The organism is Pseudoruegeria sp. SK021, from assembly GCF_002119405.1.
Lineage (GTDB): Bacteria > Pseudomonadota > Alphaproteobacteria > Rhodobacterales > Rhodobacteraceae > Meridianimarinicoccus.
In genome coordinates this window covers 115,669-131,366 of the sequence record NZ_MTBG01000004.1, presented here as the reverse complement: position 1 = coordinate 131,366, position 15,698 = coordinate 115,669, and the positions used below count along the sequence as shown (strand labels likewise).

The following is a 15,698-nucleotide window of genomic DNA, read 5'->3' as shown; positions in this document are numbered from 1 at the left end:
CGTGATCATCTCCTTTTTCGTCGCATGACCCCGCCGGGGTGCCAGCGCGATTTTCGGCAAAATCCGGTGTCGGATTTCTTTCGGACTTTCGTCGGACTTTTGTCGGACCGCCGCGCGGTGGTTCGGGGTGGGTGCGATGCCCGAAAGGCGGGCGGTTTCGATCGGTCGGCAGGGGCATGGCGGCGGCGCAAGCGCAGAACGGGGCGGTTGCGGCGAAAGAAATTTTCGCAAGGGATTTACTGCGCCGAACCGGCGGCCCTAGGGTCGGGTCAGGCGCTACGCGGAATTGGAGAGATCATGACAGAAGCCCGGATGATGGATGGATCAAACCTGTCGCAGTGTCGGCAGGCCGTGCGGAACCGATATGGGTTGGACGAGGCGACCGTAATCCGGGATCTGACGAGACGCATAGCTTTGTCGGCCCCGGACCGCGCCGCAGTGGCGGCGGCAGGGGCGCGGATCGTCGAGCGGGTACGCAAGGAAACCTCGCCGTCGATGATGGAGGCGTTTCTGGCCGAGTATGGCCTGTCTACCGATGAGGGCGTCGGGTTGATGTGTCTGGCCGAAGCGCTGTTGCGGGTGCCGGATGCCGAAACCATCGACGATCTGATCCATGACAAGATCGAGCCATCGAACTGGGGCGCGCATCTGGGCAAATCCTCGTCGCCCTTGGTCAATACCTCGACTTGGGCGTTGATGTTGACGGGCAAGGTTCTGGATGATGATCCCAAGGGTCCGGCGCGGGCGCTGCGCGGGCTGGTGCGCCGGATGGGCGAGCCGGTGGTGCGGACCGCTGTTGCCCAATCCATGAAGCTGCTGGGCCGTCAGTTCGTGTTGGGCCAGACCATCGACGAGGGATTAAAGAACGCCCGTGCGTTGGAAGGCAAAGGCTATACCTATTCCTATGATATGCTGGGCGAAGCGGCCCGCACCGATGCCGATGCGGTGCGCTATCATCTGGCCTATGCCAAGGCGATAGCGGCGATTGCCAAGCAGTCGAAGGGCGATGTCCGGTCGAGCCCGGGAATCTCGGTCAAGTTGTCGGCGCTGCATCCGCGTTATGAATACACCCACAAGGCGACGGTGATGGCCGAACTGGTGCCCCGCGCGCTGGATCTGGCCAAGCAGGCGGCGAAGGCGCAAATTGGCTTTAACATCGACGCCGAGGAACAAGACCGACTGGACCTGTCGCTGGATGTGATCGAGGCGATCCTGTCGGACCCGGCGCTGGCGGGCTGGGACGGGTTTGGGGTGGTGGTGCAGGCTTACGGTCGCCGTGCCGCTCCGGTGATCGAGACGCTGTATGACATGGCCGAGCGGCTGGATCGCAAGATCATGGTGCGGCTGGTCAAGGGCGCCTATTGGGATACGGAAATCAAACTGGCGCAAGAATTGGGCGTGAACAGCTTTCCGGTGTTCACCCGCAAGATCAACACCGATCTCAGCTATATGGCCTGCGCGCAGATGTTGATGGACCGGCGTGACCGGATTTATCCGCAATTTGCCACCCACAATGCCCATACCTGTGCCGCCGTGCTGGCCATGGCGGGCAATGACACCGATAGTTTTGAATTTCAGCGTCTGCATGGCATGGGCGAAAGTCTGCATGGCATTGTCAAATCGGGCTCGGGCACGCGGTGCCGGATTTATGCGCCGGTCGGGGCGCATCGCGATTTGCTGGCTTATCTGGTGCGGCGATTGCTGGAAAACGGCGCGAATAGCAGTTTCGTCAATCAGGTGGTGGACGAGGACATTCCTGCAACTGATATTTCCCGCGATCCGGTGGCCGAGGTTGAGGCCTTGGGCGATGCCATTGCCAATCCGGCGATCCGGCTTCCGGGGGAATTGTTCGGGCCAGATCGGGCCAACTCTCGGGGGTTCCGGGTGAATGAGCCGGCTTCGATCTTGCCGTTGCTGGCGGCGCGTGAGGCCTTTGCCGACAGGCGCTGGACGGCTGGCCCGATGATTGCCGGCAACCCGGCCCCGAGCGGCGCGGGCCGCAAAGCGCTGTCGCCTGCCGACCCGAACCGGGTGGTGGGCGAGGTGTTCGAGGCAACCCCGGCTGAGGTGCAGGCCGCATTGGCGGCGTCTGCGGATGGCTTTGCGGAATGGTCGGCAGTGCCGGTGGCCGAACGTGCGGCGATCTTGCGCAAGACGGCGGATCTTTATGAAGACAACATTGCCGAACTGACCGCGCTGGCAACCCGAGAGGCCGGGAAATCCGTGCCAGACGGGATTGCCGAAGTGCGCGAGGCGGTGGATTTCCTGCGCTATTACGCGAATGAGGCCGAGCGGTTGGACGAGGAGGACCCGGGCACCCCCTGCGGCGTCTTCGTCTGCATCAGCCCGTGGAACTTCCCGCTGGCGATTTTCTCGGGGCAGGTGGCGGCGGCGCTTGCGGCGGGCAACGCGGTGCTGGCCAAACCGGCTGAACAGACCCCGCTGATCGCGGCGCTGGCGGTGCGTCTGATGCGGCAAGCCGGGGTGCCCGAGGCGGCGTTGCAACTGCTGCCCGGCGATGGGCCGACGGTGGGCGGGCCGCTGACGGCGGCACCGGGGATCGCCGGGGTCTGCTTTACCGGGTCGACCGAGGTGGCGCAGATCATTCACAGGGCGCTGGCAGAGAATGCCGGGCCAGAGGCGGTGCTGATCGCTGAAACCGGCGGTCTGAACGTGATGATCGTCGACAGCACCGCGCTGACCGAGCAGGCGGTGCGCGACATTCTGCTGTCGACGTTCCAGTCGGCGGGGCAACGCTGCTCGGCACTGCGGATGCTGTATGTGCAGGACGAGGCCCGAGAGCGGTTGCTGGAGATGCTCTATGGCGCGATGGAGGCGCTGTGCATTGGTGATCCGTGGCGCAGCGATACTGATGTGTCGCCGGTGATTGACGCTGATGCGCAGGCCGAGATTTCGGCTTATGTCGCCAAGGCCCGCGACGAGGGGCGGCTGTTGAAGACGCTGGAGGCCCCGGCGCACGGAACTTATGTGGCGCCGGCAGTGATCACGGTTGGCGGCATTGGCGATCTGGAGAAAGAGGTCTTTGGTCCGGTTCTGCACGTGGCCAGTTTCAAGGCCCGGGATATCGACAAGGTTGTCGATGCCATCAATGGGCGGGGCTATGGTCTGACCTTTGGGTTGCACACGCGGATCGACGACCGGGTGCAGCAGATCGTCGAGCGGATCCATGTCGGCAATACCTATGTGAACCGCAACCAGATCGGCGCGATTGTCGGCAGTCAGCCGTTCGGCGGCGAGGGGCTGTCGGGAACCGGGCCAAAGGCGGGCGGGCCGCTGTATCTGACGCGGTTCCGGCGGACGGGAAAGGCGGCGCACTATCCGGCTCCGGTTGGGCCGATCGTGTCGCAGGACGCGGTGCAGGCACTGATCGACACGCCGGATGCGCGCAACTGGGCGGCCCGGCCTGATCGGGTGGCGGTGTTGCGCAAGGCGATGTCCGGCGCGAACGGTGTGGTGCGGCGGGCGCTGTCGGCGACGGCGGCCCTGGATATGGGGGCGCAGACCCTGCCGGGACCGACTGGCGAAAGCAACCGGTTGAGCCTGCATCCCAAAGGCGGCGTGCTGTGTCTGGGGCCGACGGCAGAGATTGCGGTGGCGCAGGCGGTTCAGGCCTTGGGGGTTGGCTGTCCGGTGGTGATCGTTGCGCCGGGAGCGAAGGCCGCTGCCGCGCCGCTGATCCAAGCGGGAGCGCCGGTTGTGACGGTGGATGGTACGGTCGCCGCCGCTAGTCTGACCGGGCTGACGGGCATTGCGGCGGTGGCCGCGGCCGGAGGGTCGGATTGGACCCGCGATCTTCGCCTTGCGCTGGCGCGGCGCGGCGGGGCGATCGTGCCGTTGGAAACGCAGGTCATCGCCCCGACCCGTTTTGTGGCAGAGCGGCACCTGTGTATCGACACCACGGCTGCCGGGGGCAATGCCAGTCTGTTGGCGTCGTCCGAATAGGGCAGACTGACCTGACCGCCTCGCGCCCGGATCGCTGCTGATCCGGGCGCGAGGTCGGCCCGCACCCTTGTCGTCGGTTTCCTGAGACCTGACCGCGCGCCCAAAAGGGCGGGATCGCGGCTTTTTGGGCTCGTCTGGGCCGTCTGATGCGGCGGCGCACGGCGCGATCCGGCAGGGCTGCGCAATTTTCTCTTGCCGAAACCGGTTTCGGACGCAAGTGTTGGTCAGGGAGAAAAAATTGACCACCACAGTTGGACCAAAAACCAGCAAGAAAAAGCCACGCCCTCGGGTGAAGATCGTCGATTTGGCGCAGGCATTGGGGCTGACCAAGGGGACGGTGTCCCGGGCGCTGAACGGGTATCCGGATATTTCCGAAAGTACTCGGTTGCGGGTGCGCAAGGCGGCCGAAACCATGGGTTATGTGCCGTTCAGTTCGGCCCAATCGATCCGGTCGGGGCTGTCGCACGCCCTTGGCATGGTGCTGCGGATGGATTCGCATGATGCGTATCGCTTGTTTGTGGCGGATTTTTTGCACGGAATTTCGCGGGCTGCTGGGGCGCGGGGGTGGACCCTGACTATCGCAACCGCCGTCTCGCAACAGGACGAAGACCAGACGCTTCGCCGCTTGGCCGGTGAATCCAAGGCGGACGGGTTCATCCTGCCGCGCACATTGGTGCAGGATCACCGGGTGTCGACCCTGCGCGATGCCGGCGTGCCGTTCATTCTGTATGGCCGGACGGATCTGGATGCGCCGTATTCGTGGCTGGATGTGCTGAGCGAAGACACCACCGCCGATGCGGTCGCGCGGCTTGCGGCGCTTGGCCATACGCGGATCGGGTTCGTCAACGGCGAGGACGGCTATATGTATGCGCGCCTACGCCATCAGGGCTATCTTGCCGGATTGGCCAGCGCGGGACTGCCAGAAGATGCCGGGTTGGTGCGCCGCAATTGCGTGACCGCAGAGCAGGGGGCCGAGGCCACACTTAGTCTTTTGACCCAAGACGTGCCGCCCACCGCCATTGTTTTTGCCGTCGATGGCGCCGCACTCGGGGCCTACCGGGCGGCCCGAGATCTGAGGCTGGAGATGGGCCAAGACCTGTCAGTGATTGGCTATGACGGCAGCTCGGATGGCCGACTGATGACGCCGCCTTTGTCCACGTACAAGGTTGATCTGCGCCTTGCGGGCGAGCGTCTGGCCGACCTTTTGATCGACCAGATCGGCGGCGCAGAACCCGAGACGTTGCACGAGGCGCTTCATGCCGAATTCCAAGGCGCTGGGTCGCACGGCGCGCCGCGCCTGACCCCCGATGAGCTTGCGCGGATGATCCGCGCGCAACACCAAGAAACCAAGGGAGAGATTGACCAATGACTGTTTTGACCAAACGTGCCGCGCTGATGACCGGGGCCGCGACGGCGCTGGCGCTGCTTGCGGGAACTGCCGGGGCGGATTCGATCCGGTTCTGGACCACCGAGGAACAGCCAGAGCGACTGGCCGTGCAACAGGAAATGGCCAAGGCCTTTACCGCCGAAACCGGCACCGAGGTTGAGGTGATCCCGGTGACGGAAACCGATCTCGGTACCCGCGCCACCGCGGCCTACGCGGCGGGCGACCTGCCGGATGTGATCTACCACACGCTGCAATATGCGCTGCCATGGGCCGAGGCGGGAATTCTGGATACGGATGCGGCAACCGAGGTGATCGAAAACCTTGGTGCGGACACCTTTGCGCCCGGCGCATTGGCGATGGCAGCGGTTGAGGATGGCTGGGCGGCGGTGCCGGTGGACGGCTGGACCCAGATGATCATTTACCGCAAGGATCTGTTTGACGCTGCCGGACTGGCGGCCCCGGCCACCTATGCCGATGTGAACGCGGCCATTGCTGCGCTGCACAACCCGCCAGAGATTTATGGCTTTGTGGCCGCGACCAAAGTGGACGAAGGCTTTATGAGTCAGGTGCTGGAGCATGTCTTCCTCGCCAATGGCGTCTCGCCGGTCGGCCCGGACGGATTGCAGGAACTGGACGAGGCCAAAACCATCGAGGTTCTGGACTTCTATAAAGGTCTGGTCGAGGCCTCGCCCGATGGCGAGCTGTTCTGGAAGCAGTCGCGCGAGCTGTATTTCGCTGGCAAAGCCGCGATGATCATCTGGTCGCCGTTCATTCTGGATGAGCTGGCGGGCCTGCGGGACAGCGCGCCGCCGACCATCAATGACGATCCCACCACCCGTGAGTTGGCCGCCGCCACCGGCATCGTGACCAACTTTGCCGGTCCCTCGAACCCGGATGGGGCGGCGTGGGGCGATCTGCGGTATTTCGGGATCACCTCGGATGCCGATATCGATGCAGCCATCGACTTTGTCGAATACAGCATGGGCGAGGGCTATCTCGACACGCTGTCGATCGCGCCGGAAGGCAAGTTCCCGGTCCGCCGCGGCACCGAGGATTCGCCGCAGATGTTCATCGACGGCTGGGCCGAGTTGCCGGTCGGGGTGGATCGCAAGGCGCCGCTGGGCGAGTTGTACGACCAAGTGATGATCGACGAGATCGTCGGTGGTTTGGATGTGGCGCAACGCTGGGGGGTTGAGGATGACCAACTGGCGCTGGCCTCGAAAATCATCAACAGCCAAGTCATCAACCGCTTGGTGCGTGAATATGTTGATGGCGCGCGCAGTGGCCCCGAGACGGTTGCCGCGCTGAACGATGAGATCGCAAAGATCGAATAACGACCACAGCCGGGGCGGTATGATCTGCCCCGGCGCCGGTCGACAGAAAGGCTGACCCCATGACTTCTTCGATACCGCCCGCAGGCACAGGCCCCCTGCAAGCCCGAGAGGCACGCTTGGCGTGGGGGCTTCTTGCCCCGACGTTGATCAGTGTGGCGATCGTGATCATTTTGCCGCTGATTGCTATCTTCTGGATCAGTTTCAAACCGATCGGCTTGGCCGATCTGCGTCCACCTGCCCCGGAAGCCTATGAACGGGTGCGCGGCGATCTGGATGTAGCCGGTGCCGAAGCGACCTTGGAATATCGCCTGAAGAATTCCAGCCGGGAATATCCGGTGACCGGGGTCCGTCTGACAGATGTGCTGCCCGACGGCTTGACGATCACCGAACTGGACCCGCGCTGTGCGCTGGATGGCGCCGCACTGAGCTGTGATCTGGGCGATTGGGAGGCGGGCTTCAGCGAACGGATGCGGATGCCGGTCACCGCCAGCCAAAGCTTCGTCGACAGTGAAGCCGAAGTGCGCGATACGGCGGCGGTTTTGACCGGACGCGGCAATTCGGTGCTGTTCAACGGCACCTTCACCTTGGAAAATTTCGCCCGGGTGTTCAGCGCCGATGAGTTCTTTTCGGTTCTGTGGGTGACGCTGTTCTACACCATCGTCGGCACCATCGGCGCGTTGGTGGTCGGATTGATGGCGGCGCTGATCTTGGATCGCGATTTTAAAGGGCAGGGCATTATGCGGGGGCTGTTCCTGTTCCCTTATGTCGCCCCGGTGATCGCAGTGGCCTTTACTTGGGTGACGCTGTTTGATCCGTTTTCCGGCTCGGCCAATGCGCTGCTGTTGCAGATGGGGGCGATCGACACGCCGATCAACTTCTTCGGCGAGCGGCCACTGGCCCTGATCATGGTCACGGTCTTTGAGATCTGGCGCTATTTCCCGCTGTCCTTCCTGTTCATTCTGGCCCGGATGCAAAGCATCGACACCGATATGTATGAGGCGGCGGAAATGGATGGGGCGTCGCCGTTCCAGCAATTCCGGGCTTTGTCACTGCCGCAGCTGTTGGGTATCCTCAGCGTGTTGTTCCTGCTGCGCTTTATCTGGACCTTCAACAAGTTCGACGACATTTTCCTGCTGACGGGCGGCAATGCCGGGACCCGGACGCTGACCGTGAATGTCTATGAACAGGCCTTTGCGATCAGCAATATCGGGGCCGGGGCCGCTGTGGCGGTGGTGATCTTCGCCTGCCTGCTGCTGTTCTCGGTCTTCTTCTTCCGCTTCATCAGTCAGGAGGAAGGGTTGTGATCCGGTCCTATCGTCGACGCGACACCTATCTTGCAACATCAGTGACGGGGGCAAAGGCATGAAACGGCTTTGGTACGGATATGTGACGGCACCGCTGTTGGGCGCGCTTTGGGCGGTGACGGTTGCGGTGCTGGTGGCGGTGGTCATGTCGTTTTCCACCGGAGATGCCTTTCGACCCTCGGCCAGCCTCGCGCTGATCTGGGGCGCGGCAGCGGGCTATGCGCTGTTGCGCTGGCGGGCGCAGCCTTGGGTCCGGGCGGCGGGTGTCGCCCTGATGACGGCGCTGGTGATGCTTGGCATCGGGCCGGTTCTGGCCGGGGCCGAGGTGTCGGTCGTCAGCCGTCTCTTGGCGGGCGTGGCTCTGGGGCTGGCGCTGATCCCGCCGTTGCGGCGCATCATCGGAGACCTGCCGCAGGGCGATCTGGACCGGCACGAATTTGAACATGCGGTGATCCGGTTCCTGACCGGGTTCGGCTATGTTTTCTTTACCGCGATTGTGCTGATCCCATTCTACGTCATGGTGATGACCAGCCTGAAATCGCAGCAGGCGCTGTTGGCCAACCCGTTGGATTTCAGTCTCGACCTGAGCCGTGGCCTTGATCTGTTCCGGTCCTATATCGAGCTGTTCCGCGACTTTAACTTTGGCCGCTATCTGCTGGTCAGCGTGTTTGTGTCGGTGATGACGGTGGCGATCACGCTGCTGTTCAGCGTGCCGGGGGCCTATGCCGTGGCACGGCTGCGCTTCAAGGGGCGGGCGATGATGTCCCGGTCGATCCTGCTGATTTACATGGTGCCGATGATCGTATTGGCGCTGCCGATTTACATCGGCTTTTCCATGGCCGGGCTGCGCAATTCGATCTGGGGCATCCTGATGATCTATCCTGTGACCACGGTGCCAGTGGCGCTGTACATGCTGCAGGGCTATTTCCGCGGGCTGCCCGCAGAGGTGGAAGAGGCCGGTCTGATGGATGGTCTGAACCGCTTGCAGGTGATCTGGAAGATTACCTTGCCGCTGTCGCTGCCGGCGTTGGCCAGTGTCGGTCTCTATGTCTTCATGATCGCGTGGAACGAGTTCCTGTTGGCGTTCATGCTGCTGGATGATCCGTCGAAATTCACTCTGACGCGCGGGGTGGCGATGCTGAATTCGTCAGAGATTCCGCGTCAGCATCTGATGGCGGGCGCGGTGATCGCGACCGTGCCGATTATGGTCCTGTTTCTGGGACTTGAACGATTTATGACACGCGGCCTGACGGCCGGTTCGGTTAAGGGATGACCCAAGCAATGACACTTGCAGCCAATCACGACGCAGCAACCACGGCAGAGCTGGACGCCCGGGCCAAAGCCATTCTGCGCGGCAATGACCGGGGCGGCTATACCGTGCCGACCGAGGGCCTGTATCCGTATCAGTGGAACTGGGACAGCGCCTTTGCCGCTTGGGGCTTTGCCGCCTTTGATCTCGACCGAGCTTGGGTCGAGCTTGAGACCCTGTTCTCGGGCCAATGGGCCAATGGTATGGTGCCGCATATCCTGTTTCACCGCGAAGATGCGGGCTATTTCCCCGGGCCGGATGTCTGGGGTGCGGGCGAGACGATCCCCTCGTCCGGGATCAGCCAGCCGCCGGTTGCCGCGACCATGGCGCGGGCGATCTTTGAGCGGGACCCGCAGGCCGGTGCACCGCGCATGGCGCCGCTTTATGACAAGCTGCTGGCATGGCACCGCTGGTTTTATCAGCATCGCTGCGAAAGCGGCGCTTGCTGCATCACGCATCCTTGGGAATCCGGCCGGGACAATGCGCCTGATTGGGATGGGGCGCTGAAGGGGATCGATACCAGCAATGTCGGCCCCTATACCCGCCGCGATACCAGCCATGTGAACCCGGACATGCGGCCCACCAAGCGCGATTACGATTGCTATATCACGCTGGTTCAGTTTGGCCGCGCCTGTGACTGGGACGAGGCCGAGATTTTGGCCAACAGCCCGTTCCGGGTGGCCGATCCGACCATGACCTTTATCCTGCTGCGGGCGCATCGCGACCTGAAATGGCTGGGCACCACCTTGGGGCATGACACCACTGAAATCGATGGTTGGATTGCGGAATTGGAAGCCGGTGTCGAAAGCCTGTGGAACGACGATGTCGGGGTTTATGATGCCCGCGATCTGCGCAGTGGCGAACTGGCGGGCAGCCCGTCGAACGCGTCGTTCCTGTGCTGGTATGCCGGGGTCTCCAGCCCGAAGACCGAAGCGCGGCTTGCCCGGATCCTGTCCAAGGTGACCTATGGCGTGCCCAGCTATGACCCCGAGGGTCCGCTGTTCGATCACATGCGCTATTGGCGGGGTCCGGTCTGGGGGATGATGAACACCATGATCGGCATGGGGCTGGCCGATGCCGGTCTGACCGATCTTGCCACGCAGGTTCGGGACGATACCGCAGCTTTGATCGCGGATCATGGCTTTGCGGAATATTTCAGCCCGCTCGACGGCACGCCCGCGGGCGGCGGCACATTCACCTGGACCGCGGCGGTCTGGCTTGGCTGGGCTTCGCCCAGTGCACAGAAGGGGGCTTGAGATGGGTGCGATTGAACTGAAGGCCGTCGAGAAATGGTATGGCGATGCGCAGGTCATCAAAGGGATCGACCTGAGCATTGAACCGGGCGAATTTGTGATCTTTGTCGGCCCGTCGGGCTGTGGCAAGTCCACGCTGCTGCGGATGATTGCCGGGCTAGAGGAAATCTCGCGCGGGGATCTGTTGCTGGATGGCAAGGTGGCCACGGATCAGCCACCCTCAAAGCGGGGGCTGGCGATGGTGTTCCAGTCCTATGCGCTTTATCCGCATATGACCGTGGGCGAGAATATGGGCTTCAGCCTGAAGACCGCTGGTGCATCGAAGGCCGAGATTGAAGACAAGGTTGGCAACGCGTCCCGGGTGCTGAAGTTGGATCATCTGCTGGATCGCCGTCCCAAGGATCTGTCTGGCGGGCAGCGGCAACGGGTGGCGATCGGGCGCTCGATTGTTCGGGACCCGACTGCCTTTTTGTTTGACGAACCGCTGTCGAACCTCGACGCCAGTCTGCGGGTCGAGATGCGCTATGAGATCGCCAAGCTGCATCAGACCCTCGGGGCGACGATGATTTATGTCACCCATGATCAGGTCGAAGCGATGACGCTGGCCGACCGGATTGTGGTGCTGGAGGGTGGTGTGATCGCGCAGGTCGGCAGTCCGCGTGAATTGTATGAACGGCCCGGCAATCTGTTCGTGGCGCAGTTCATCGGCTCGCCCAAGATGAACGTGCTGGATTGCACGACCAGTGACGGTCGGTTCAATCTGACCGGCGGGCGCGGCGGGGCCTATGATCGGCCCAAGGCCGCAGTCAAGCTGGGCATTCGTCCTGAACATATCGTGTTGGGGCCTGAGGGCACTGGCGAAATCGACGGCACGGTGGATGTGACCGAATATCTTGGGTCGGATACCTTTGTGATCGTCGATTGCGGTGCCGAGGGCAAAATCACCGTCCGCGAGTCCGGCGACACGGTGCTGCGTCCGGGCGACCGGGTCGGGGTGCAATGTGCAGCCGAGCATCTGCATTTCTTCGATGCGGACGGGCAGGCGGTGCCGTCCGCATCGTGAACCGGCGCGTCCTTTGCGGGCGCGTCAGTTTCGCAATTGTGGGACGGTCGGATTTGTCTAGTATGGGGGAATGGCACGTAAACCCTATCCTTTAATCGATGCGACCGGGCGCGGTCCTTATGACCCCGATCCGCTGGGCGAAGAGGATCTGTGGTTCATGCCGGCGGCCCCAGACGAGGGCATGTCACCGGTGGACCTGCCATGGCCGGTGGCGGCGCGGCCCACTGTGTCCAGAACCAGCGACTGGGGCGAGGCCGAGGCGGCCAATGCGCAATTGCTGGCCCGGGCGGCCATGGCGCTTGGGGCGCTGGACGAACGCGTGCGGCAAGGTCCGCCCGGTTGGCGACGCCGTTTGATCTGTATGGAAGTGGCCGATCTGAGTTGGCATCTGGGGGACCGGGTGGCGGTGGATCGTCTGGCCTTGTTTCTGGTCCTGCGCCTTTCGGGGGCCGGAGAAGACGGCCAAGCCATGGCCCGGGCAGCGTGGGCGGTGCGACGGCTGGAACGTGATACCGCCATGGATTTGGCCGATCTCAGCGGTTTTCTTGGGCGGGAGCCGGTCAACGACGCGTCAACGGACCCGGATCTGATGACCCGGCCCATGGGCGCCGAGTTTGAGGCGCTGGCGCAGGAGTGGCGGGGCTCACTGGCACAGGCAGAGGCGCTGCATCCCTTGACCCGGGCTGCGCTGGCTTGGATCGGCTGGCGCCGGATGGGCATGTCGGGCGAGGATGCCCAGCTTGAAGGCGCGATTGTGGCCTCGCGGATGGCGGCGCAGGCCCTGCGGCGCGCCGGTCTGGGCTTTGTGCCGCTGGCCTTGGGCGGGGCCGATGCGCTGCGGGCAGTGGCCCCGGCGGGCACGTGTTTGCAGGCGTGGTATCAGGGGGTAGAGAACGCCGCCCTGCGCGGGCTGATGGAATGCGACCGGATGGAGGTCTGGCAAACCCGCGCCGGTGAGGCGATCAAGGACCTGTCCGGGCGGACCCCGCGTCATCTGGTTCAGGCGCTGACCCAATGGCCGCTGGCCTCGGCGCCGATGCTGGAGCACGAAACCGGATCCTCGCGCGCTGCGGTTCAGCGGAACATGACCCGGTTTGAAGGGCTCGGTCTGGTGCGCGAAGTCACCGGCCAGTCCCGGTTCCGGTTCTGGCAGGCCGCTGTCCAATAACCGCACGGCGTCCGGTTGACCGGCTATGTCCACGTTCAACGCCGCCAATGGGGGCTGGCATCCCGTCGCCGGACTGCTAGACCTGCGGGAGCCGGACCGGGTGTGACGGGGATAAGCGGGGGAACGCATGGCGCAGGATCGCAGATTGGACGACTTAGAGGTCGGCTATGACATACCGGCCGCGATCGGCATGGACGAAGCCGCCATTCAGACGCCGTGCCTGATTCTTGATCTGGATGCGCTGGAGCGGAACATTGTCAAGATGGGCGGCATTGTGGCGGCGCAGGGGCTTCGGCTCCGCGCCCATGGAAAAATGCACAAATCGGCCGATGTGGCCCGGTTGCAGATGCGCCTTGGCGGGGCCACTGGCCTGTGTTGCCAAAAAGTGTCCGAGGCCGAGGCATTTGTGCGGGCCGGTATTTCTGACCTACTGATCAGCAACGAAGTGCGCGACCCGGTCAAGATCGACCGGTTGGCGCGGCTGCCGCTGCGCGGTGCCCGCATCGGCGTATGCGTGGACGATCTGACCAATGTGCCGGACTTGTCCGCAGCGGCGGTCCGTCATGGCACCCGGCTGGAATGTCTGGTCGAGATTGATTGCGGCTCTGGACGCTGCGGTCTGCGCCACGCGGCGGATGTGGTCGACCTTGCCCGGGCCATCGGCGCGGCACCCAATCTGCATTTTGGCGGCATTCAGGCCTATCAAGGGGCGATGCAGCATCTGCGGACCCATGCCGAGCGTGCGGTCAAATCGGCACAGGTGATTGCCAAGGTGCGCGATGTCCTTGCGGCGCTGAGTGATGCGGACATCGCGTGTGCCACGGTCACAGGCGGGGGAACCGGGTCTTACGGGTTTGAGGCCGCGTCCGGGCTCTACACCGAACTGCAATGCGGCTCTTATGCGTTCATGGATGCCGATTATGGCCGCGTTCTGAATGAGAACGGGCAGAGGATGGATGAAGGAACATGGGAGAACGCCTTGTTCTTGCTGACGTCTGTGATGTCGCATCCCGGCCCGGATCGAGCTATTGTTGATGCGGGTCTGAAGGTGCAGTCGTTGGATAGCGGCTTGCCAGAGGTCTTTGGGCGCAGCGATGTGACCTATACTGAGGCCTCCGATGAACATGGCATTGTGGCCGATCCGTTGGGGGTGCTGAAGGTTCACGACAAGCTTCGGCTGGTGCCGGGGCATTGCGATCCCACCTGTAACTTGCACGACTGGTATGTCGGGGTGCGCAAGGGCAAGGTCGAAACCCTGTGGCCGGTCACGGCGCGCGGCAAGATGCTTTGAGGGCAAACCGGCACAAGGCCGCGGCACGGTTCGGGCTGGACGACGGCGAAACTGCGATCCATATTGCCGGCAGGGAGAGGACGGTGACGGGCGCGCAATGCTTTGATCCGCCGGGTTTAGTACTGGGTGGGGGTGTGTTGACACGCTGTGCCGCAGAAAATGGGAGCGTGACATGTCGACCATCGTGATGCCGGTGCCCGATGCCGAAGTCATCGAACGCAAGGATCAAATCGTGGCGGCGCTGTGTGCGGCGCTTCCGGCCGAGACGGTGATTTCGGATGCGTTTGAAACCCGCGCCTATGAATGCGATGCGCTGACCGCCTATCGGTGTCCGCCCTTGGCCGTGGTCTTGCCCCGCACCACCGAAGAAGTCGCCATCGCGTTGAAGATTTGCCATGACATGGGCGTCAATGTGGTGCCGCGCGGGGCAGGGACATCTTTGGCCGGTGGGTCATTGCCCACTGCCGACAGTGTCATCATTGGCACCGCCCGACTGCGCGACACGCTAGAGATCGATTACGACAACCGCTTTATCCGGGTGCAGACTGGGGTGACGAACCTGTCGGTCACAGGCACGGTGGAAGAGGATGGGTTTTTCTATGCCCCCGATCCGTCGTCGCAACTGGCCTGTGCCATTGCCGGGAATATCGCGATGAACTCCGGCGGGGCGCATTGCCTGAAATACGGGGTGACCACCAACAATCTGCTCGGGGTGCGGATGGTGCTGGTCACCGGCGAAATCGTCACCTTGGGCGGCGCCCATATGGATGCGCCGGGCCTTGATCTGCTGGGCGTCATCTGTGGCTCGGAAGGGCAACTGGCCATCGTGACCGAGGCCACATTGCGCATCCTGCCCAAGCCCGAAGGCGCCCGCCCGGTGATGATCGGCTTTGATGATGCCGAGGTGGCCGGGGATTGCGTGGCGCGGATCATCAAATCCGGTGTCCTGCCGGTGGCGATCGAATACATGGACCGGCCCTGCATTCGGGTGGTCGAGAATTATGCCAAGGCCGGTTATCCCCTGTGCGAGGCGCTGCTGATCGTTGAGGTGGAAGGCTCTGAGGCGGAAATCGCCGATCAGCTGGACCGGATTACTGCGCTTGCTGAACCGCTTGGCCCGGTCGAGATCCGGGTCAGCAAATCAGCCGAAGAAAGCGCCGCGATCTGGAAGGGTCGCAAGTCGGCATTCGGGGCCATGGGCCAGATCAACGATTACATGTGCCTTGACGGCACAGTGCCGGTCTCGGCCTTGCAATTCACCCTAAAGCGCATTGGCGAATTGGCGATAGAACATCAGATGGAGGTCGCCAACGTGTTTCACGCCGGCGACGGCAACATGCACCCGCTGATCCTGTTCGATGCCAATAAACCCGGGGACCTCGAGCGGGCCGAGGCCTTTGGCGCGGCCATTCTGGGGGTCTGCGTCGATGTTGGCGGCTGTTTGACCGGTGAACACGGTGTCGGTATTGAAAAGCGCGATCTGATGATCCGGCAATTTTCGCCCGATGATCTAGAGGCGCAGATGCAGGTCAAGGACGTGTTCGATCCCCATTGGATTTTGAACCCTGCCAAGGTGTTCCCGTTGGCGGCAAGCGCCGCACGGCGACAGCGCCAACATTGAAAGGA

The 15,698-nt window shown here is 63.1% G+C and carries 10 protein-coding genes; all 10 read left to right on the top strand.

Translation table 11 applies throughout. The features are described from left to right. The first annotated feature begins 297 nt into the window (after positions 1-297). The 10 genes from putA (at position 298) to BV911_RS04955 (ending at position 15,693) form a co-directional block, all read left to right on the top strand. On the top strand, positions 298-3,963 hold the full coding sequence (gene putA / locus BV911_RS05000; RefSeq protein ID WP_086052515.1) for a bifunctional proline dehydrogenase/L-glutamate gamma-semialdehyde dehydrogenase PutA: 3,666 nt from the start codon (positions 298-300) through the stop codon (positions 3,961-3,963). A 238-nt stretch (positions 3,964-4,201) separates the two neighbouring features. Then, positions 4,202-5,332 carry a substrate-binding domain-containing protein gene (locus tag BV911_RS04995; RefSeq protein ID WP_086052514.1) on the top strand — a complete coding sequence of 377 codons (1,131 nt, stop codon included), beginning with the start codon at positions 4,202-4,204 and terminating at the stop codon, positions 5,330-5,332. After that, positions 5,329-6,684 carry an ABC transporter substrate-binding protein gene (locus BV911_RS04990; protein ID WP_086052488.1) on the top strand — a complete coding sequence of 452 codons (1,356 nt, stop codon included), beginning with the start codon at positions 5,329-5,331 and terminating at the stop codon, positions 6,682-6,684. The genes BV911_RS04995 and BV911_RS04990 overlap by 4 nt, the downstream gene beginning before the upstream one ends. A gap of 59 nt (positions 6,685-6,743) precedes the next feature. Further along, on the top strand, positions 6,744-7,988 hold the full coding sequence (locus tag BV911_RS04985; protein ID WP_086052487.1) for a carbohydrate ABC transporter permease: 1,245 nt from the start codon (positions 6,744-6,746) through the stop codon (positions 7,986-7,988). 58 nt (positions 7,989-8,046) lie between these two features. Then, complete coding sequence (locus BV911_RS04980; RefSeq protein WP_086052486.1) at positions 8,047-9,261, top strand: carbohydrate ABC transporter permease; 1,215 nt, start codon at positions 8,047-8,049, stop codon at positions 9,259-9,261. Between the two features lie 8 nt (positions 9,262-9,269). Then, positions 9,270-10,553 (top strand): hypothetical protein, encoded by a 1,284-nt coding sequence (locus tag BV911_RS04975; protein ID WP_086052513.1) that lies wholly within the window; start codon positions 9,270-9,272, stop codon positions 10,551-10,553. 1 nt (position 10,554) lies between these two features. After that, on the top strand, positions 10,555-11,613 hold the full coding sequence (locus BV911_RS04970; protein WP_086052485.1) for an ABC transporter ATP-binding protein: 1,059 nt from the start codon (positions 10,555-10,557) through the stop codon (positions 11,611-11,613). 70 nt (positions 11,614-11,683) lie between these two features. After that, positions 11,684-12,781, top strand: a complete 1,098-nt coding sequence (locus tag BV911_RS04965) for a hypothetical protein (protein WP_086052484.1) — start codon at positions 11,684-11,686, stop codon at positions 12,779-12,781. Positions 12,782-12,908: 127 nt separating this feature from the next. Next, positions 12,909-14,072, top strand: coding sequence for a DSD1 family PLP-dependent enzyme (locus tag BV911_RS04960; protein WP_086052483.1), 1,164 nt, complete (start codon positions 12,909-12,911; stop codon positions 14,070-14,072). A 181-nt stretch (positions 14,073-14,253) separates the two neighbouring features. Further along, entirely contained in the window at positions 14,254-15,693 is a 1,440-nt protein-coding gene (locus BV911_RS04955) for an FAD-linked oxidase C-terminal domain-containing protein (RefSeq protein ID WP_168183983.1), read from the top strand. The last annotated feature ends 5 nt before the right edge of the window (positions 15,694-15,698 follow it).

Coding starts and splice junctions, on each gene's coding strand:
- putA (WP_086052515.1), top strand. CDS start 298: ATGACAGAAGCCCGGATGATGGATGGATCAAACCTGTCGCAGTGTCGG.
- BV911_RS04990 (WP_086052488.1), top strand. CDS start 5,329: ATGACTGTTTTGACCAAACGTGCCGCGCTGATGACCGGGGCCGCGACG.
- BV911_RS04985 (WP_086052487.1), top strand. CDS start 6,744: ATGACTTCTTCGATACCGCCCGCAGGCACAGGCCCCCTGCAAGCCCGA.
- BV911_RS04980 (WP_086052486.1), top strand. CDS start 8,047: ATGAAACGGCTTTGGTACGGATATGTGACGGCACCGCTGTTGGGCGCG.
- BV911_RS04975 (WP_086052513.1), top strand. CDS start 9,270: ATGACACTTGCAGCCAATCACGACGCAGCAACCACGGCAGAGCTGGAC.
- BV911_RS04970 (WP_086052485.1), top strand. CDS start 10,555: ATGGGTGCGATTGAACTGAAGGCCGTCGAGAAATGGTATGGCGATGCG.
- BV911_RS04965 (WP_086052484.1), top strand. CDS start 11,684: ATGGCACGTAAACCCTATCCTTTAATCGATGCGACCGGGCGCGGTCCT.
- BV911_RS04960 (WP_086052483.1), top strand. CDS start 12,909: ATGGCGCAGGATCGCAGATTGGACGACTTAGAGGTCGGCTATGACATA.